The organism is Acinetobacter haemolyticus (assembly GCF_900406815.1).
Taxonomy (GTDB): domain Bacteria; phylum Pseudomonadota; class Gammaproteobacteria; order Pseudomonadales; family Moraxellaceae; genus Acinetobacter; species Acinetobacter haemolyticus_A.
In genome coordinates this window covers 55066-74205 of the sequence record NZ_OVCN01000008.1, presented here as the reverse complement: position 1 = coordinate 74205, position 19140 = coordinate 55066, and the positions used below count along the sequence as shown (strand labels likewise).

The 19140-nt window shown below is 38.0% G+C and carries 18 protein-coding genes; 8 read left to right on the top strand and 10 right to left on the bottom strand.

Going from position 1 to position 19140, the window contains the following annotated elements; genetic code table 11:
* Positions 1 to 14: 14 nt before the first annotated feature.
* The 4 genes from fis to DK207_RS07145 form a co-directional block, all read right to left on the bottom strand.
* The gene (gene fis, locus DK207_RS07160) at positions 15 to 284 is read right to left on the bottom strand and encodes a DNA-binding transcriptional regulator Fis (RefSeq protein WP_001086304.1); all 270 of its coding nucleotides are present in this window, start codon (positions 282 to 284) and stop codon (positions 15 to 17) included.
* A 375-nt stretch (positions 285 to 659) separates the two neighbouring features.
* The gene (locus tag DK207_RS07155; RefSeq protein WP_109440583.1) at positions 660 to 1526 is read right to left on the bottom strand and encodes a zinc-ribbon and DUF3426 domain-containing protein; all 867 of its coding nucleotides are present in this window, start codon (positions 1524 to 1526) and stop codon (positions 660 to 662) included.
* Positions 1527 to 1540: 14 nt separating this feature from the next.
* The gene (prmA, locus tag DK207_RS07150; protein WP_109440582.1) at positions 1541 to 2443 is read right to left on the bottom strand and encodes a 50S ribosomal protein L11 methyltransferase; all 903 of its coding nucleotides are present in this window, start codon (positions 2441 to 2443) and stop codon (positions 1541 to 1543) included.
* Positions 2444 to 2644: 201 nt separating this feature from the next.
* Complete coding sequence (locus DK207_RS07145) at positions 2645 to 3052, bottom strand: hypothetical protein (RefSeq protein WP_109440581.1); 408 nt, start codon at positions 3050 to 3052, stop codon at positions 2645 to 2647.
* A gap of 250 nt (positions 3053 to 3302) precedes the next feature.
* Here DK207_RS07145 and mnmG point away from each other — a divergent pair, with 250 nt between their 5' ends.
* Entirely contained in the window at positions 3303 to 5183 is a 1881-nt protein-coding gene (mnmG, locus tag DK207_RS07140) for a tRNA uridine-5-carboxymethylaminomethyl(34) synthesis enzyme MnmG (protein WP_109440580.1), read from the top strand.
* 101 nt (positions 5184 to 5284) lie between these two features.
* The gene (locus DK207_RS07135; RefSeq protein ID WP_109440579.1) at positions 5285 to 5617 is read left to right on the top strand and encodes a DMT family transporter; all 333 of its coding nucleotides are present in this window, start codon (positions 5285 to 5287) and stop codon (positions 5615 to 5617) included.
* 63 nt (positions 5618 to 5680) lie between these two features.
* Here DK207_RS07135 and DK207_RS07130 read toward each other — a convergent pair whose 3' ends face one another.
* The 4 genes from DK207_RS07130 to DK207_RS07115 all read right to left on the bottom strand — a co-directional run bounded on the left by DK207_RS07130 (position 5681) and on the right by DK207_RS07115 (position 11350).
* Complete coding sequence (locus tag DK207_RS07130; protein ID WP_109440578.1) at positions 5681 to 7126, bottom strand: hypothetical protein; 1446 nt, start codon at positions 7124 to 7126, stop codon at positions 5681 to 5683.
* Positions 7127 to 7261: 135 nt separating this feature from the next.
* On the bottom strand, positions 7262 to 7885 hold the full coding sequence (locus DK207_RS07125) for a hypothetical protein (protein ID WP_109440577.1): 624 nt from the start codon (positions 7883 to 7885) through the stop codon (positions 7262 to 7264).
* A 96-nt stretch (positions 7886 to 7981) separates the two neighbouring features.
* Positions 7982 to 8983, bottom strand: a complete 1002-nt coding sequence (locus DK207_RS07120) for an AraC family transcriptional regulator (RefSeq protein WP_109440576.1) — start codon at positions 8981 to 8983, stop codon at positions 7982 to 7984.
* Between the two features lie 303 nt (positions 8984 to 9286).
* Positions 9287 to 11350, bottom strand: coding sequence for a TonB-dependent receptor plug domain-containing protein (locus DK207_RS07115; protein ID WP_109440575.1), 2064 nt, complete (start codon positions 11348 to 11350; stop codon positions 9287 to 9289).
* Positions 11351 to 11626: 276 nt separating this feature from the next.
* On the opposite strand from DK207_RS07115, the gene DK207_RS07110 reads away from it, so the two are divergent.
* The 4 genes from DK207_RS07110 (at position 11627) to DK207_RS07095 (ending at position 16929) form a co-directional block, all read left to right on the top strand.
* Entirely contained in the window at positions 11627 to 13828 is a 2202-nt protein-coding gene (locus tag DK207_RS07110; protein ID WP_109440650.1) for a TonB-dependent receptor, read from the top strand.
* 194 nt (positions 13829 to 14022) lie between these two features.
* Positions 14023 to 14208, top strand: coding sequence for a hypothetical protein (locus tag DK207_RS07105; protein WP_109440574.1), 186 nt, complete (start codon positions 14023 to 14025; stop codon positions 14206 to 14208).
* Between the two features lie 324 nt (positions 14209 to 14532).
* Positions 14533 to 15852, top strand: coding sequence for an NCS2 family permease (locus DK207_RS07100; protein ID WP_109440573.1), 1320 nt, complete (start codon positions 14533 to 14535; stop codon positions 15850 to 15852).
* A gap of 78 nt (positions 15853 to 15930) precedes the next feature.
* Positions 15931 to 16929, top strand: a complete 999-nt coding sequence (locus DK207_RS07095) for an adenosine deaminase (protein ID WP_109440572.1) — start codon at positions 15931 to 15933, stop codon at positions 16927 to 16929.
* A 43-nt stretch (positions 16930 to 16972) separates the two neighbouring features.
* Here DK207_RS07095 and DK207_RS07090 read toward each other — a convergent pair whose 3' ends face one another.
* On the bottom strand, positions 16973 to 17527 hold the full coding sequence (locus DK207_RS07090; protein ID WP_109440571.1) for a cytochrome b: 555 nt from the start codon (positions 17525 to 17527) through the stop codon (positions 16973 to 16975).
* 214 nt (positions 17528 to 17741) lie between these two features.
* Here DK207_RS07090 and DK207_RS07085 point away from each other — a divergent pair, with 214 nt between their 5' ends.
* Positions 17742 to 18122, top strand: a complete 381-nt coding sequence (locus DK207_RS07085) for a hypothetical protein (RefSeq protein WP_109440570.1) — start codon at positions 17742 to 17744, stop codon at positions 18120 to 18122.
* A 40-nt stretch (positions 18123 to 18162) separates the two neighbouring features.
* The gene (rnhB, locus tag DK207_RS07080) at positions 18163 to 18729 is read left to right on the top strand and encodes a ribonuclease HII (RefSeq protein WP_109440569.1); all 567 of its coding nucleotides are present in this window, start codon (positions 18163 to 18165) and stop codon (positions 18727 to 18729) included.
* Positions 18730 to 18780: 51 nt separating this feature from the next.
* Here rnhB and csrA read toward each other — a convergent pair whose 3' ends face one another.
* Positions 18781 to 19044, bottom strand: a complete 264-nt coding sequence (gene csrA / locus DK207_RS07075) for a carbon storage regulator CsrA (protein WP_005082058.1) — start codon at positions 19042 to 19044, stop codon at positions 18781 to 18783.
* Between the last annotated feature and the right edge of the window lie 96 nt (positions 19045 to 19140).

Genomic DNA, 19140 nt, shown 5'->3' with positions numbered 1-19140 from the left:
GAGCATTTTATCAATTATTCACTCATTAAACCGTGAGCTTTTAACTTTTTACGTAAAGTTCCACGGTTAAGACCTAGAATCTCAGCAGCACGCGTTTGGTTGCCACGAGTATATTCTAAGACCACAGACAAAAGAGGTTTCTCCATTTCTGCTAGAACCATGTCATACACTTGAGATGGTTGCTCACCTTGCAATTGTGCAAAATAATGACGAACTGCGCGATCTACGTGGATGCGAAGAGCGACATCAGATTGAGCCGTAAAAATAGGAGATTTGCTATTCATGCGTGTTAATCCGAAAAATCAAATATCACTTGGGTAAAGTGATATATAAATGTGGTCTAAAATTATTGAGCCCCGTTTTAGATCCTAAAACAGTGACTCTAAAACAAAGGAACTATTAGCTTGCCACAAATCCTCGAATTGTGTAAAAAATAAGCGTAACAATAGTTAAATATTTGTTACGACCTACTTTCAAAAACAAAAAAACCAACTATGCGCTTATAAGGTAGAAGCACAGTTCGTTTAACGATTTTTTGTCTGTGAAATACGAGGAGTAAGTGGGTTAAAGCTTTCGTGGCGCGTATCATACCACTGTCAGCGAAAAAGTGAGCAAATTAACTGCATTTTTTTTATTTTTTTTTGTCTTTTTTCTAATTTTTAGGGTTGTACAATTTCTAAACTATAATTTGTAAAACTATTTCTGCTTTTTGGAACAGTAAAATCGAATTTAAATGGACTGTTTGAGGGAATGCGTTGAATGGTTTTTAAGCTATCCACGAGATAGTCTTCTGGTTTAAGTGTGGTGCTAGAAATCACAACATCATTATCTTTTAATACAAGCTGTATAGAAGGTAGCAAAATACTATGCTTATTATGATTGATGATAATACCTGAGAAACGTGTACCATCTTGCTCAGCGGCACGTCTTAGATTTACTTTCTCAAAATTTAAGTACTTATACTGAGTATCTCTTGCTTCACAGGTAAGTATCGAACATGCTGAATTAAAGATACGGTTTAAAACTGGGCTGTCATGCATCAACTTAGGGTTAAACCATAAAATTTGGAAGGCAAATACTAAAATTAGAGTGATGTTGCCGATACCCCAAAGGGTGTAATAGAGCCAACCATGCTGTTTATCTGCAGTCTCTTCATCTATTAAGAGCATATCTTCTGAAAGATTTAGATTGGGTAATGCTGTAACAGGTTCAGTATTAAAATAATTTAAGTTGTTGAGATAGGTGAGTAGATCAATATTAGAGTTTTCAATTTTTTGATCAAAAATACTTAATATTTGCATTTGCTTTTCGGCGAAAGTGCTATCAGGTTGAATTGAAGAAAATAAAGAACGATTTGTAGGCGTCGGAATGGTTTTGTTTGTCTGAGACTCTAAAAGATTCGTCAGTGCATTAAAATTAATGACGCATTTCGGACAACAAACCATGCCCTGTGCAACACTGAGTTGTGAAAGGGTCACTTTATACACGGTTGAGCATTTAGGGCAGCGGGTTTGTTTTTCACTCATAAGTTATAGCGTTCTCAAATTGTTTTTCGTTTTCCTGAAATGCGGCACCAGTTTTCTTCACGCTTTTCGATCTCTAATATATCAAAAAATTCAGCGTAAACACTAGAAACATCAGCAACTTGCTCTTCAATTACACCAGCTAATGCGAACTCGCCCTCACTTTTGATTAAAGTTGAGAATTCTGGCGCGAGTGCCATTAACGGAGCAGCTAAAATATTAGCGACTAGCACGTCCGCTTGCTGTGACTTGAATTCACGGTCGAACTCTTCAGGTAAGCCAACAAATAGACGATCAAGTACGCCATTTAATTCAGCATTTTGCTTGGTTGCTAATACTGCTTGTGGATCAATGTCAGTGGCATAGACTTTTTTTGCACCTAATAACAATGCAGCCACACCTAAAATGCCTGAACCACAACCATAATCAATCACAATTTTATCTTTTACATCGGTTCTACCTAACCATTGTAAGCATAAAAAGGTACTTGCATGGTTACCTGTACCGAATGCCAAACCTGGATCGAGTTTAATATTGGTTGCATCTGCTTCAGGTGGTTCTAACCATTCTGGTACGATCCAATATTTTTCACCGATTTGAATCGGTTCGTAATAATCCATCCATGCGCGTTCCCAAACTTGGTTTTCTAAAATTTCGTGGCGCATAGGTACATCAGGGAGTTGAGCCTTTAAAAAAGCTTCTAAGCGATCAACATCAATTGGATCGTCTTCTTCTTGTTGGTAAATACCTGTAACGATAACTTTATTCCAGAGTGGGGTTTCACCTGGAAGCGGTTCAAGTAAAGCCTGATCTTCAGCATCATCTAAAGTTACGCTGACTGCACCTAAAGATAAAAGTAGGGTTTCGCACAGTTCAACTTGATTTTGATCAACAGTAATATGAATTTGTAGCCAGTTCACAGGACAACCTAAGTAAATATATTTGTGCTTATTGTAAAGGTTCATGTTGTATAAAGGGAGTCTATAATGAGGAGTTTACAATTTTAAGATGAATTATTTAGCGGTTTTAGACTCTTATAGGTTTGAAATAAAATAAAGGACATAGCTTTGAGCTACATCCTTTATTGAGTATGAAGAGGATAATTAAAAATACTTAAACAGTTATGGTGCAGTTTGTTCGTTTTGCATCATTGGTTGTTCAGTATTTTGAATAGGCGCTGCTAATTCATTGGGTGCTTGAATAGGTGCAGGCGCAGATTCAATTGGAGCACCACTTACTGGACGTGGTTCTGATTGAGTTTCAGAAATTTTGTTTTGAGTGTCTGGTGGTGTATCAGATGTTGGCATTGGTGGCTGGAAAATGAGTTTATCATTTTCATCATTTTGACAAGTACCGTTGAAAACAACACCTTTATGGGCAAATGAAACTGCATCGCCTTGTTTTTTACCTTTACAGACCTGTTGATGTTTCTGAGTAAGTTGATCTGCAGCAGTTTTAGTATTTGCTTGAGCTGTCACAGTAAGACATAAACCACAGATCAGTGATGATAATAAAAGCTTCGAGTTCATATCATTTTCCTAAGTATTTGTTATGCACTTATTAGGATAGGAAATTTTTTCAGAAAAACAGTGTTGTTCAAGTTTACGATTCTAGATCACTTTGTTAAAAATACATGAAAAGTGCAACATAAAGTTTCTTTTTGTGTCATTTCCAATTGAATCAATCTTTTGCTCGGCATGAGATTTTGATTGATTTTTTCATACTATAGCAAAATTCCTGTATAATGCTCTGTCATTTTTTGAATACACATTTACCACTATGCACTATCCTAAAGTTTACGACGTTATCGTAATTGGTGGCGGTCACGCTGGTACGGAAGCGGCACTTGCAGCTGCACGTATGGGAAGACAAACATTATTGTTGACGCATAATATTGAGACTTTGGGGCAGATGAGCTGTAACCCAGCGATTGGTGGTATTGGTAAATCACATTTAGTTCGTGAGATCGATGCGCTCGGCGGTGCAATGGCACTTGCTGCGGATAAAGGTGGTATTCAATTCCGTATCCTCAATTCCCGTAAAGGTGCTGCTGTACGTGCAACGCGTGCGCAAGCAGACCGAGTGCGTTTTAAAGCCGCGATTCGTCATACCCTTGAAAACCAAGAAAACTTGGATATTTTCCAACAAGCTGCGGATGATTTGATTGTTGAAGGCGATACCGTGAAAGGTGTTGTGACCCAAATGGGTATTCGTTTTGATACCAAAACAGTCGTGTTGACGACAGGTACCTTCTTGGGTGGGGTCATTCATATCGGTTTACAAAATTCGAGCGGCGGTCGTGCAGGTGATCCACCTTCAATCGCTTTGGCACATCGTTTACGTGAATTAAAACTTCCTGTGGGACGCTTAAAAACAGGTACGCCACCGCGTATCGATGCACGTACTGTGGACTTCTCTGTAATGACACCACAGCCAGGTGATTTCCCATCTCCTGTAATGTCATTTATGGGCGATGTTTCAATGCATCCAGAACAGGTGAATTGCTACATTACCCATACCAGCGAAAAAACCCATGAAATTATCCGTGGTGGTTTAGATCGTTCACCGATGTATACGGGCGTTATTGAAGGAGTAGGACCTCGTTACTGTCCTTCGATTGAAGATAAAATTCACCGTTTTGCAGATAAAGATTCGCATCAAGTATTCCTAGAGCCTGAAGGCTTAGATACCCATGAACTTTATCCAAATGGTATTTCAACTTCGTTGCCATTTGATGTTCAGTTCAATCTAGTTCGTTCGATTCGTGGTATGGAAAATGCCCATATTCTACGTCCGGGTTACGCAATCGAATATGACTATTTCAATCCACAAGCATTAAAATTCACGCTTGAAACCAAAGCAATTCAAAACTTGTATTTTGCTGGTCAAATTAATGGTACGACAGGTTATGAAGAAGCCGGTGCTCAAGGCTTACTTGCAGGTCTGAATGCTGCACGCCGTGCATGGGAACAAGACGAGTGGACACCAAAACGTGATCAAGCGTATATGGGCGTATTGGTTGATGACCTCATCACTTTAGGTACTAAAGAACCATATCGTATGTTTACCTCACGTGCAGAATATCGTTTGATGTTACGTGAAGATAATGCGGATCAGCGTTTGACAGAGATAGGTCGTGAACTTGGTTTGGTTGACGACGAGCGTTGGGCAGTTTACAGCGAGAAAATGGAAGCTGTTGAACGTGAAACATCTCGTTTACAACATTTATGGGCTGCACCGAATAATCCAATGGGCAAAAAGTTCGTTGAAATGACTGGTGCAGATCTCAGTAAAGAATGTAGTGCAATTGATTTGTTGAAACGTCCAAATATTAATTTTGGTCAAATTGCTGAATTAACAGGTTCGGAAGTTTCGCAACAAGTCGGTGAGCAAATCGAAATTGCAGTGAAATACGAAGGTTATATTAACCGTCAGCATGAAGACGTTGCTCAGTTAAAGCGCCTAGAGGAAACTAAGATTCCTGCTGATTTTGAATTTGATGGTATTTCTGGTTTATCGCGTGAAATCACATTGAAGTTGAAAACAGTTCGACCAGAAACCTTAGCTCAAGCCAGTCGTATTCCCGGAGTAACTCCAGCGGCAGTACAATTGCTTATGATTACGATTCGTAAAAGTAATATGGCAAAAAAATCAGCATAAGTCTGATTAAGAGGAAATGAAAAAAACACTCTTTAAAAGGGTGTTTTTTTCTGCCTGTTTTGCATGTAACTTTAAGTGAATTTGGTGAGGTATAAAAATTAATGAAAAATTGGATGTTTTTATTCATTGCAATTATTGCAGAAGTAATTGCTACCTCTGCCTTAAAAAGTAGTGAAGGTTTTACTAAGCCAATCGCTTCGATTGTGGTTGTTGTGGGTTATGTAATTGCATTTTATTGTTTATCTTTAACTTTAAAAGCAATTCCTGTTGGGGTTGCCTATGCCATTTGGTCGGGTGTTGGTATTGTTTTAATTACTGGCGTTGCTTGGTTTGTATTTGGTCAGAAATTAGATCTCTGGGGAATTGTAGGAATTACACTGATTATGAGTGGTGTATTGATCTTAAATTTATTATCTAAAACGAGTGTGCATTGATGAAATAAAAAACCGAGCTAATGTTATAGCTCGGTTTTAGAATATGATATTACCTAAAATAAATTAACGACCAGCGAAATCAAATACACCATTTAAAATAATGTTTTCATTTACTTCAGCAGTAGAAGTATCTTTAAGGGTGAGAATTGTATTTTTAAAATTCATCTGATTATTTTCTGGGTTATAGCTAACGCCTTGACATGGTTGAGCTACATCACATCCATAATGGTATTCAACATCCACTAATAATAGTCCTGTATTAGGATTTGGAATGGTTCTAGTTGCTTTGAAATTAATCTTCTTAATTTTATTATCTAAAATACTTACATCGATCGTATCATTACCAAATTTTTGTATATTATGATTGGTAACATCAAAATACAAAGCTGGCTGAACTGAGTGTAGGGTATCCTCATTTTTTAGAATTGGCGTGATTTGAAGTTGAGTGAATGGTTTGTTTACTCTTACCGAACCATCAAGTTGAAGAATCGTTTTGGCACAATCTTGCTGGATAGGGAAGTTTGGAAATAAAGAGAGTTCTTCTTTGGAACTATAGATCGCCTGATTAAAATCCAATGTCATATAATCAGTATTTTCAACAGGTTGAATCGTGGATGTCTGGTTAACAGGAAGGGTGAGAACCGCAGACATACATGCGCCTGAAAGGCCATATAAGGTTGTGGTTTGAAGTAAAGAGTCTAAAGTTGCTTTATCTTTAATAAAGGTAGAAAATCTACCTAATTTTAAATCTGCATCAATCCCATTGTTTATATGTGAACTGAAAAAGATTGCATGGGTTTCTGGATCATAAGTTGCCCCCATGATAGCAATCGGTTGCTGATTGGCTGATATAGTAAATTGACTGGTTTTTCTAATATTATTAAAGTTCTGCGGAGGAACAGATAAGGTTCCAGAAAGCTTTCCATTTAAGTAAATATCACTTTTTTCAATTAGTGGAGGATTATTCTCATCTATAGGAGACAATCGAGTGATCTTTGGCGTTGAAAGCTTTGTATTGGTAAAAGTGACTTCACTATAACCTGTTGTTTCGTCATATTTAACACTTATATTCTTACAAGGATCAAAAATAAAGGATTCAGCACAAGCAAAGAGATCAGGCTTGGATAGGTTGTGAATTTTTTCATTTAAATAGTTTTCACCCATCGAGATGTCTAAGACTTTCTTTAAAATAGGATCATAATTAACATATAGGGTGTTAGTTGCATCATCTTTATCGAAATTAAAACTCAATATAATTGAGGTAGAACCTTTGTCGAAGTGGTGAGTAACCGAATAGGCATTAAAACTTGCATCTTGGTTACTGCTTCTGCCCAAAAGTTGAATCATTGGGTCAGCATCTTTTTGTAAGGTTAAATTACTTTCAAATTCGGTAGTAAAGGGTGCGGTACGATTTTTATCGCTTCCTTTAGATTCACTATTGTTTCCTCCACAAGCTGAAAGTAGTAATGAGGTAGTAAAAAGGGCGAAAAAGGATTTTGTATTTAACATTTTAATATTCTACATAGCATTATTTTTAGAACTGAATAATAGCTATTAACAATAATGTTTTAAAGTGGTTAAGTAGAATTAATTTAATAAAAAAGCCTAATCAAAATTAGGCTTAACACTTGTGTAAAACAAGTTTTATAAAGCCACCTCAACTCCCTGGCGTAAATTTAATTGATCAAGTTTGGTATTTGCATCAATTTTTGCAAATGCTTTCGGGAGCAGACGACGTGCAGTTCGGTTTACTCTGTTTTCTAACCATTGGGGCATATTGATTGCCAAAGGGTTGGTTTCGGTTACTGATGCATTTGTCATTACACGTGTACCCATAATGTAGTCAAACCAAGGCCGTGTGACACACCAGTTGGCATTTTGATTACTGGTCATGTGATGATCATAGTGCCAAGGAATCCTTTGCTTCGCATATTCAGGATCTAGATGAGATTTGGCATGAACTTTCCAGTAATTCCAAATTCCATAATATAAGCCTGCTGTAAAAAATGGTGCAACGGGCAGAAAAACTGTAGAGACAGCGGCTAAACCAATTAATGCTGATTTTTCATTGTACATTTCAGAGTTTTTAAACATTGACTCTGCATAACCTTCATCATGAAACCCATTTAAACGAGCGCGTTTATGATGAGCAATGTGAGTAAAGAAAGGGCTGTTTCTGTGCTTACTCGGAAACTCATGTAGCCAGACTTTATGAAAATACCATTCCATCCCATTTGCGACAAAAACACCGACTGGAAAACCGATCATGTTAGATTACCTCTAAAAGCATGGATCAGATTTTAATGAGACAAAATACAAATCTTTTGACCGTATTGACGATGTTTTTTTGCCGATAAAATCAAATTACGATTGTTTGCGTTGTCGATAGGCTGTTGGGGTTTCGCCAGTCCAACGTTTAAATGCCCTCGAAAATGCAGAGGGTTCAGAAAAACCAGTCAGATAGACAATTTGATCAATCGACTCTTGGGTGTGTGATAATAATCGCCGAGCCAGCCTTTCACGATACTGTGCGATAACTTTTTCATAAGTGGTATTTAAAAGTTGTAAGTCTGATCTTAAGCTACGAGCGCTTTTATTAAGAAGTTGTGCCACAACATTTTGGTCAAACTCGCCTGATTCTAATAATCCACGACTAAGAATTTTTTCGATTTCGTCTATAAGTTGATGTTTACTAAGTAGTTCAAGTTGATTTGCGGCGTGGTCTTCATGGATTTTAAGTAGTTCAGGTTCGTAGGCAGGTGAGGGTGTATTTAATACGCTTGCGTCAAAGCAGATATAGCCATTGGGTTGTCCAAATTTTACAGCGCAGCCCCACGTCTGTTGATATTGCTTTTGATCTGCAGCATTGAGGTGTGGTAGTCCAATTTCAATTGGAATAAATGCATCGGTACTGATGTATTTAAAAAAATTAAGCAAAATGCCGATTGCACATTCTAGATAATGCCTTACTGAATGATTGAGACCTGTTAGTCGGGCTGTATTTCCGCCATCGTATTCGAGTTGAAAAGACATGGCATCGGTGAGTAATGCCTGATAGCGAATTGTACGTTGTAGACCTTCGCCAAAATTTGGGCTGCTAAGAAAAAGATATTCAACCACTTGACCACGAAGGGCGGGAATCTTTGCACCCACATGCAATCCAATATCTGGATCATGGCTAATGTGTTCTGCGGCAGACCAAAAGCGTTGTTGTGTTGAATTATCCCGACGAACCTGACGGTCTGGTGGTTGGTCAGGTAAATGCACACTTGCAAATATCGCGGCCGCATCTAAGTCCATCTTTTGCATGGTCTGATAGACCATCCATAAAAAGATGCCAGCATCACTGGTTTTTGTTGAAGTCATAAAATAGAGCAAAACAACTTTTTTAAACAATATACAATGTTCTTTTTAGGATAGGAAATGGATTGCAGTTTAAATATCAAGGAAAAGACACCCATGTTGAGATAAGCACTTTATTGATTAGGCTTATTTAAACACTGCAACAACCTTATTAAAGGAATAGGCATTCAATATTCTAATTAATTGGATTTAGCACTCATTTTTATTCTTCTAAGCTTGGATTTGATATCGAAGCTTTGTATTAAAAAGCCAGCATTGAGTTTCACTGGCTTAGTTGGATTAAAGATTGTATTACGCTAAAGAAGTTTAGAATTTCTTCTCAAGTGTAAATTGGAAGCTAGGAATACTCTCATTACTTCGTGCTTGATATAAACGACCATCAGATTGATAGGTCAGACGCTCTTTGTAATCGGTACTAAGAATATTGTTTAAGTTCAAGCTCGCAGCCCAACCATCAGCAAAACGTTTTGTTGTGCTTAAATTTAAGTTAAAGCGTTCATTGGTAGTTCGATCATACGGTTGGCCATCCAACGCACGTTTAAATTCGGGGGTGTAGCTCATGTTTACGCTGCTAGAAATCTGCCAAGGCTTATAACTATAGGATAGACCAGTACTGACATTGTAAGGAGCAACATCGCTGACAAGACGTTCATCCTGTTGCTGATTTTTAATGGTTGCACGTACAGTAGAAACTTGTCCATTAAGCATTAGGGCATGACCAGCTTCAGTTTGTTTTAAAGCATAACGACCAGACAATTCAACGCCATAAGTGGTTGCCTTATCTTGGTTTTGTGGACGTTCAACATAACGGCCTCCTTCCAAATCGACCACCTTTTCGATGTAGTCTTTAATTTCTCGATGGTAAGCGGTCAGGTTGATACCTCCACTCGCTGTATCATAAGCAAGTGTTGACTCAATTGCGTGAATTTTTTCAGCTTTCAGATTTAGATTACCACCACGGTCAGGATTGTTTAGTGAGCCAGCATCATTATCTGTCGAAACAGTAACAGTAGGAATCAAACGGTCAGATTTAGGGCTACGAAAGGCTTGGCTTAAATTAGTTTGTAATGACCATTGATCAGTGAGATTAAAACGGTAAGCAAGCACTGGACTGAGATGTTGGTCTTGATAGTCAACCAAGCCAGAACGATCAATCCACTCTTGGCGTGCGCCTAAAGTAATGGTTTGGCGATCAGTAAAGCGCCAACTCCCTTCGCCGTACACTGCATAACGTTGTTCATTCAGGCTTTCGCTGACATTGCTATCGAGTTCACTAAAACGATTGTCGAATCCAAATTTAATTTGACGATTTGCATCCAACTTTCTCGTACCATCGTAAGCTAAACCGTATTCGTTGATAGTTTCATCTGTGTAAATCCGTTGCTCAGGTGAACGTGTCAGTTGACTTTCAGTCTGTCTTTCAATTGAAAAACGAATTTTATCACTGAGATCTTTGTCTTTACGTTCATAGCGCGTATTCAAGCGGATACTATCATTTTTATCGTCTTGTATTTGATTGGCTGAGTGACCTTCCATTTTTATATTGCGGTAAAACAATTCTGCAATCAATTTTTGTTGATCATCTAGATCATATTGTAGACGTGGTGAGAACATTTGCATGCTACGATTTATAGTACGCAGATTTTCACGGGTTCCTGTCTCAGATTCGGTTTTTGAAACTGAGGTATTATCGATCCACATTTGATTGGCTGAAAGACTATAAGACCACTGGTTTTCACGACCATCAGCTTGGACATCAATTTGCTTTCTTTCCATTTCTTGTCGTCCGCTTTCACGTAAGCCATAACCTAGCTTAACAGTGCCATTTATACGGGTGTCCATTGGTTCTTTGAGAATAATATTAATTACTGCTGAGGAAGCAACTGAAGATTGAGCCACGCTTGGCTGCTTCACCACCTCAATACGTTCAATCATTTCAGGTGTAATGGTGTCAATAATCGACATACCGCCACGTGGGCCACCCTGTATTGGTTCACCATTGATTAAGAAAGTCGGAGCTCCTCCACCACGAAAACGCATACCTGAGGCGCCACCACCACCGCGTGGACCTTGACCAAAATTAGGTAACTGAAAACCTGCGGCGCGCCGCAATGCATCCATCACAGTTTGATCGCCGTACTCACGCATTTCTTCACGAGTAATAACCGTCTTGGGTACCGCGCTGATATCATCATCCTGTTGTTTTTTGGGTCCGGCAGATGCATTAAATGTCAGTGTTGGAAGTACTTGAGTAGAAGTAACTACTGGAGGGGAGTCAATATTTTGATCTTCAGCAAAAACGAAGCTACTCATTGTAAATAGGGCTGAGCTGAGCAGACTCAATCTCACATGGTAGAGCGATGGTTTCATTATAAATACCCCAAAAAAAGATCAAATTATTTTGTGTGTAGCCTAATGTAAAATTGTGAAGAAAAGTGGAATTTGATCAGAAGAAAGACGGAATTTTTATAATAAAAAGTATTTAGCAAAGTGGTAAAAATTATCTTGAATAAGATGCATAAGAAATAGTCAAAAGCAGGAAGAAAAAGTATAAATATGGTGAAAATGAGAATTATTTTTATTAAAATTGTAGCGCATTTTTTTATTTTATTTTTTGAACGTTTGTTTGAGTTTTTTGGAATTTTTATGAAGTCTGCTGCATTAGGTCTGTTCAAACAGCCTATCTTTAAATTTAGCGTACTAAGCTTGATGGTGTTACAGGTTCAGTATGCAATCGCTAATGAACAAACTGCTGTAATGCCTACAATTAAAATTGAGGCGATGAGTGAGCTTGATCCGATCAAAAGTTATATTGATTATGATCAGGCTAGTGTGACGCGTAATGGATTAAAGAAAAAAGATATTCCACAAACCATTGATACCATTGATGTGCAAAAATATAAAATCTATGGTGCAAATGATTTAAGCGTGATGTTACAGGGTACTCCTGGGGTATCAACAAATTATGATACACGTGGCGATGGTATTTCACTTCGCGGTTTTAAAGCGGATGAAGGGGATATTTATCGTGACGGCGTTCGTGAGAGCGGTCAATTACGTCGTAGTACCGCCAATGTAGAGCGTATTGAGATTCTAAAAGGTCCTGCTTCTGTGTTGTATGGGCGTGGAGCAGGCGGTGGTGTAATCAATATGGTGACTAAGTTTGCCAATTTTGATTCAAAAAGCTCAGTTGGTATATATGCAGGGTCCTATGAAAATATTGGGGGGACATTAGATGTCAATCAAGTTCTCACCGATAACTGGGCTATACGTTTAACAGGTGAAAAAGCTGATACAAATAGCTTTCGTAAAGGTATCGGTTCACAAGTAGAGATGATTTCTCCGAGTGTGACTTATCGTAGTGATGATGAGAAGTTACTTTGGACCACTCAATATACTTATGACAAATTAGATCGTACACCAGATCGTGGCCCTTCATATGAAAACTTGCCAAAGGACGTTTCGATTAAAAATGCTTTTGCTCGTAATTCAGATTTTATTGAAGACGAATTACAAATGGTTCGTACTGATGTGAAATATGATTTTGCGCCAGATTGGAAGTTTCATTGGGCTGCAAGTTACCGTCAAGCATATCAAAACTTTGATAACTTCTTTGGTGGAACTTATTGTGATAATAATTTGACATTAGAAAGTAAGCCTGTTGCATGTGATTGGAATGGTTATCTTCGTCAGAGTTATGCTTGGCAAGAAACAATGAATAAAACCGTGATGAATACATTTGATATTACAGGTAAGTTCAAAACTGGCCCATTCGAGCATAATATTTTGGTGGGGAGCGATTGGACTCATGAAAACCGTGATCCAAAATTAGGGAACTACTCTAGTGGTGCCTATGCAGGTAAATACTATGGATATATTAATCCGTACAATCCTAATGACCATTATGTATCAGCGTCCTTTAATCAAGAGTCTGGTCGTACACCAATGACTTCCTATAGTCAGCATAATGCGGAAAATAAAGCTTTTTTTATTCAAGATTTAGTTAGTCTTACTCCAACTATTAAAATGATGCTTGGAGCACGTTATGACCAATTTGAATTTAAAACACGTAATATAATGACTGGCAAAGAAAATTCTTATGATGGAGAAACTTTTAGTCCAAATATGGGGTTTGTTTGGCAGCCAATAGAAAGTCAAAGTTTTTACACATCTTATAGTAAGAGTTTTGCTCCCTATGGTGGTCGTGGCATGATTAGCATTGATCCGACCTTAAATTCAAGTGCTTACGATGCTGAACCCCAATACAATGAGCAATATGAAGTTGGTGTAAAAAGTGACTGGTTAAATGACCGTTTGAACACTCAATTTTCTGTGTTTGATATCCGTAAGAATAACATCCGCTATAAACCAGATCCTGAGAACAAACCTGAAGAATGGGCAGTCGGTGGTCAACATCGTTCTCGAGGAATGGAGTTTAGCTTTATTGGACGTGCACTAGATAATGTTTTTGTGCGTGGTGGCTACAGCTATATGGAAGCAGAAGTCACTAAAGATAAAGAAAAACCAAAAAATGTTGGAAAAGAACTGAACAATGTGCCAAAACATATCGGAAATTTATTTGTTCGTTATTTACCTACAGATAAAATCTATGGAGAAATTGGTGCAACTTATGTAGGGGATGCCAAGGTATATCTCAATGGTAATCTAGACAGAGAGCCGATGGATTTTAAAGGTTTTACACGTCTGGATGCTGCGGTTGGTTATAGTGCTGATCCATGGAACCTGACGATCGCAGTTAACAATCTGACTAATAAAGAATATTGGCGTTCAGAGTCGATGCCAGGCACACCGCGTAATTTTCTGGTGCGTTTAAATTATCAATTCTAATGGTTTAAACAAGTCCAATATAACAAGCACTTTTGATCACAAAAGTGCTTTTTTCTTTTGCGTCAAAGAGGGTGCTGGAGCTTTTTTATACGATAACTAAAAATGTTGTTTGGATGGAATTAATTTAGAAAAACAACTAAAAATTCACAAAATTTGCTAGAATCAGAGAAAACACTAACAAAGAGATAATAATAATGAAGATCGCACTTGTACTCCTATTCTTATTTTCCATTCTCGTTTTAGGTTATACAAGTTATGAAGATGCACAAACGAAAAAACATCAGGAACTTATGAAAGTTGTTCATGAGGCTGAGCATAGTTTGAATGAAATTCAACATAACCCACATACGCATTTGAATAATATAAAGCAAACTCAATAAAAGATAAGTTTTGCGATGATGTATTGAGCGATTTTGATGTAATTATCGCGATCAGCAAGTCATCTTTTTTTGATTGAAGGTACGCAAGTTTCTATTAGAATCTGCTAAAATATTTACCATTAAATAAAAAGCTGCATATTGTTATGCGGCTTTTTATATTTTGATGCGGAATTAGATTTATACATGTTTTGACGTGATGCGTATCGGGCTGGCATATAGATTGCTTTCAGCTTTGTATACCTTTTGGTGAAAAATTCAAAAAAGTTTGAAACACAAAGGTATAGATTTTATCTCCTACGATCTTAGATTTTGACAGGTGCTATTATGGCAACGCCTAATGCTTCGGCAGGTTTGTTAGAACGCTTATTTAAATTAAGCGATAACAAAACGAGTTTTAGAACAGAAGTTCTTGCAGGTGTAACTACATTTTTAACCATGTGTTACATCATTATTGTAAATCCATTGATTCTTTCAGAAACAGGAATGGATCATGGTGCGGTATTTGTAGCAACCTGCTTAGCTGCGGCAATTGGCTGTTTAGTGATGGGGTTAATTGCGAATTATCCAATTGCGTTAGCGCCTGGTATGGGCCTGAATGCTTACTTTACTTACTCTGTATGTCTGGGTATGGGAGTGCCATGGGAAACAGCTTTAGCTGCTGTTTTCATTTCTGGGTTGGTATTCCTCGCAATTAGTTTTATGAAAATTCGTGAAGCAATTGTCAATGCTATTCCCATGTCATTAAAACTTGCGATTGGTGGTGGTATTGGATTATTCCTTGCTTTAATTGCACTAAAAAATGCAGGAATTATTGTTGATAATCCAGCAACTTTAGTCGGGTTAGGAGATATCAAACAGCCAACCGTATTGCTCGCTTTATTTGGTTTTTTAATGATCGTGGTTTTGCATCAGTTCAAAATACGGGGTGCAATAATTATTAGTATTTTGGTGATTACAGCGATTGCAACGGCTTTAGGCTTAAATGAATTTAAGGGTGTAGTGGGTCAGATTCCATCAATTGCACCAACATTTATGAAAATGGACTTTGAAGGTCTATTCACTGCAAGCATGATTGGCGTTATTTTCGTTTTCTTCATCGTGGATTTATTTGACAGTACAGGAACCTTGGTTGGTGTTTCGCACCGTGCAGGTTTGTTAAAAGATGGTAAATTGCCGCGTTTAAAGAAAGCATTATTTGCTGATTCCACCGCGATTGTTGCGGGTGCTGCATTAGGGACATCATCAACAACACCATATATCGAATCTGCTTCTGGTGTCGCTGCAGGTGGTCGTACTGGTTTAACGGCCGTCGTCGTTGCTGTGTTATTTGTGGGCTGTTTATTTTTAGCACCACTTGCACAATCTGTACCTGGTTTTGCAACAGCGCCAGCATTGTTGTTTATTGGTGTATTGATGATTCAAGGCATCACCCATATTGATTGGGATGATATCACTGAAGCAGTGCCAGCATTTTTAACGATTGTATTCATGCCATTCACTTATTCGATTGCGGATGGTATTGCAATGGGCTTTATTAGCTATGCATTGGTTAAACTTCTTACCGGCAAAGCAAAGACTGTACCTTATATGGTTTGGATCATTGCAGCACTGTGGGTATTTAAGTTTGTTGCATTTGGCGGTTAAGTCGCTTAAAAATTAGAAACCTTTTAAAGGGTGTACCTGATTAGGCAACACCCTTTTTTATTTAGACGTGGAGTTAATATGAATCAAGTCGAGCTGATTCGTGCTTTACCCAAAGCCGAGTTGCATGTGCATATTGAGGGTACTTTTGAACCAGAACTGATGTTTGCAATTGCACAGCGTAATCAGATTCAGATTCCTTACCAATCTGTCGAAGAAGTGAAGCAAGCGTATAACTTCCATAACCTTCAATCTTTTTTAGATATTTACTATGCAGGCGCAAATGTGCTTGTGCATGAACAAGATTTTTATGATCTTGCTTGGGCATATTTTGAAAAATGTGCAGAAGATCGCGTCGTGCATACTGAAATGTTTTTTGACCCGCAAACGCATACTGAGCGTGGGGTTGAATTTGTTACGGTCTTGAATGGTTTAAAACGCGCATGTACAGATGCAAAAGTAAAGTTGGGAATCAGTTCTCAACTGATTATGTGCTTCTTGCGTCACTTAAGTGAAGAGAAAGCATTTGAAACACTTGAGCAAGCGTTACCATTTAAAGATGACATTATTGCTATCGGTTTGGATTCAAGTGAAGTAGGTCATCCACCATCGAAATTTGAACGTGTTTTTGCCAAAGCGCGTGAAGCAGGTTTCTTAATCGTTGCTCATGCAGGTGAAGAAGGTCCTCCAGCATATATTTGGGAGGCTTTAGATTTACTCAAAGTCAACCGTATTGATCATGGTGTGCGTTCAGAAGAGGATGAGCAACTTATGGCTCGTTTAATTTCAGAAAAAATGCCTTTAACGGTTTGTCCGCTCAGTAATCTAAAATTGTGTGTAGTAAACGATATGGCCGAACATAACATTCGCCGTTTACTTCAAAAAGGCGTACATGTCACTGTAAACTCTGACGATCCTTCATATTTCGGTGGGTACATGAATGATAACTTTATTGCGATTCAGCATGCTTTAGATTTATCCGATGATGAGCTAAAACAGCTTGCGATTAACTCATTTGAAGCTTCATTTATTGCTGATGAAGAAAAGCAAAAGTGGATTGATGAAGTAAAGAAAATTTAAATATAAAAAAACCGCATCATGCGGTTTTTTTACATCCAAAGATTTACTTAGGTTGTTTTAGCATGCTTAGTAAGACATTATCTTTATCAATAAAGTGATGTTTAATAGCCGCTAATCCATGACCAACAATCAATAAACCTGCAAACCAAGACAAATAAATATGTAGCGGTTTAACAATGGCTAAAAGCTCAGGATTGTCTTGAACCAATCTTGGTATTTCAAATAAGTATAAAACAGGTGCAGGGTGACCAGCACTCCAACTAAATAAACAGCCTGTGATTGGTAAAGCTAAGAGCATTAAATAAAGCAGGAAATGTCCAACATGTGCCAAAGTTTTCATCATTGGAGACATGGTGTCAGGTAGCTGGGGAGTAGGGTGGGTATAACGCCAAAAGATTCGAATGAGGACCAAAAAAATAATCGTCGTTGCAATATTTTTATGTAAGGTAATGACACTGCCTTTGAAGCTACCATCCGCTTCATAACTGAGAAAATTTCCACTATAAAAACCAATAAGCCATGCAACAATAAAAATCGCTGCCATGAGCCAATGCAATACTTGTGCGGTACGTGTATAGTATTGTGTTGAGGTTGACATCGCAACATCCTAGCTGTGATATGAGTAAATTAATTCTAAATACGGGAATAATCTCCTCATACTCAGTATATGTAACAGAGCGTTTTATCCTTAGAACGTTTAATCAAACGGTAAGAAGCTAAATTGTTTTATTGTGTAAAATTGAATTTGGGTCATATCATAAACGCTCGTGTTTAGGCACAATACGCCTGCCAAAATTTAGGTAGGTAAAATTATGAAAAAATTAGTATTGATTGTTGCTCCACTTGTTTTAGCGTTTGCAGGATGTGCCGCAACAGATACAAATAATCCAACTACGACTTCACAGCAACTAGGTATGGCCGCGTTAAAAGTTGCCGTAAATGCGAAGTGCTTAAATGAAATCAATAATATCGCTGCATGGAAAACAGCAACACGCTATATGAGTACTGAGCAAAGAAATGAGATTCAAACCAATGTATGTGGTTGTGTCAGTGATAAAGCGCCTGAAAGTGTGACTGCTTTTGATCTTGCAACTGCCGCAGTTGATCCTGCTGCGCGTACAATGATTGTAAATAAAGTGGTTACAGAAACTGTAAATACTTGCGTAAATGAAGCGTTAAAACAAGCGAAATAATGAATGAGGCTGTAATCAGCCTCTTGTTGAGAGATGTAATATGACGATTGCTGGTGTCGACGAAGCAGGGCGAGGACCTTTAGTTGGTTCTGTTGTTGCTGCGGCTGTAATTTTGGACCCAAATAATCCAATTGAAGGCTTGAATGACTCGAAAAAGTTGACTGAAAAGAAACGTGAAAAATTATTTGTAGAGATTCAAGAAAAAGCACTCGCGTGGTCTATTGCTGAAGCAAGCCATGCGGAAATTGATGAATTCAACATTTTACAAGCCACTTTTCTCGCGATGCGTCGAGCAGTTGAAGCATTGGCGACTCAACCAGTGAAAGTGATAGTAGATGGTAATCAAATCCCCAAAGGTATAAGCATTCCTTGTGAAGCAATCGTTGGTGGTGATGCGACGCATGCTGAGATTAGTGCGGCGAGTATTTTAGCTAAAGTCACACGTGATCGCCAAATGAAGGCTTTAGATTTGGAATATCCTAATTATGGTTTTGCTAAGCACAAAGGCTATCCAACCAAGGCGCACTTTGAAGCTATAGCTATACACGGGGTGATTGACGAGCACCGACGTAGTTATGCTCCTGTTAGAAAAGCATTGGGCTTATAAATAATTAAAGCGACTATTGTAGTCGCTTTAATTATTGAAGAATTCGCTATATTAACGATTGAAGTTATTATGTTGAGAGAAATCATTACTCTCTTCTTCATACGTATGTTGATAATCTTGATCAAGATGTTGTAAATGCTCATGCATGGCACGTTCATGTTGGATACGTTGGTAAATTTCCTCACGATGCACAGAAACTTCTTTTGGAGCATTTACACCAATACGCACCTGATTGCCTTTTACGCCAAGCACAGTAACACTGACTTGATCCCCAATCATTAATGTTTCTCCGACACGACGGGTCAGAATCAGCATGTTTATCTCCTTGCTAAACGCTTAAACTTGCGACAGGGAATTCATTGTTCGAAAGCACAGCCTAATATACAGAAAATTCTAACAAAATTATGTAAA

Bases quoted from the DNA above. Each gene is read 5' to 3' on its own strand.
- fis (WP_001086304.1), bottom strand. From the start codon at position 284: ATGAATAGCAAATCTCCTATTTTTACGGCTCAATCTGATGTCGCTCTT.
- DK207_RS07155 (WP_109440583.1), bottom strand. From the start codon at position 1,526: ATGAGTGAAAAACAAACCCGCTGCCCTAAATGCTCAACCGTGTATAAA.
- DK207_RS07145 (WP_109440581.1), bottom strand. From the start codon at position 3,052: ATGAACTCGAAGCTTTTATTATCATCACTGATCTGTGGTTTATGTCTT.
- mnmG (WP_109440580.1), top strand. From the start codon at position 3,303: ATGCACTATCCTAAAGTTTACGACGTTATCGTAATTGGTGGCGGTCAC.
- DK207_RS07135 (WP_109440579.1), top strand. From the start codon at position 5,285: ATGAAAAATTGGATGTTTTTATTCATTGCAATTATTGCAGAAGTAATT.
- DK207_RS07130 (WP_109440578.1), bottom strand. From the start codon at position 7,126: ATGTTAAATACAAAATCCTTTTTCGCCCTTTTTACTACCTCATTACTA.
- DK207_RS07125 (WP_109440577.1), bottom strand. From the start codon at position 7,885: ATGATCGGTTTTCCAGTCGGTGTTTTTGTCGCAAATGGGATGGAATGG.
- DK207_RS07120 (WP_109440576.1), bottom strand. From the start codon at position 8,983: ATGACTTCAACAAAAACCAGTGATGCTGGCATCTTTTTATGGATGGTC.
- DK207_RS07115 (WP_109440575.1), bottom strand. From the start codon at position 11,350: ATGAAACCATCGCTCTACCATGTGAGATTGAGTCTGCTCAGCTCAGCC.
- DK207_RS07110 (WP_109440650.1), top strand. From the start codon at position 11,627: ATGAAGTCTGCTGCATTAGGTCTGTTCAAACAGCCTATCTTTAAATTT.
- DK207_RS07105 (WP_109440574.1), top strand. From the start codon at position 14,023: ATGAAGATCGCACTTGTACTCCTATTCTTATTTTCCATTCTCGTTTTA.
- DK207_RS07100 (WP_109440573.1), top strand. From the start codon at position 14,533: ATGGCAACGCCTAATGCTTCGGCAGGTTTGTTAGAACGCTTATTTAAA.
- DK207_RS07095 (WP_109440572.1), top strand. From the start codon at position 15,931: ATGAATCAAGTCGAGCTGATTCGTGCTTTACCCAAAGCCGAGTTGCAT.
- DK207_RS07090 (WP_109440571.1), bottom strand. From the start codon at position 17,527: ATGTCAACCTCAACACAATACTATACACGTACCGCACAAGTATTGCAT.
- DK207_RS07085 (WP_109440570.1), top strand. From the start codon at position 17,742: ATGAAAAAATTAGTATTGATTGTTGCTCCACTTGTTTTAGCGTTTGCA.
- rnhB (WP_109440569.1), top strand. From the start codon at position 18,163: ATGACGATTGCTGGTGTCGACGAAGCAGGGCGAGGACCTTTAGTTGGT.
- csrA (WP_005082058.1), bottom strand. From the start codon at position 19,044: ATGCTGATTCTGACCCGTCGTGTCGGAGAAACATTAATGATTGGGGAT.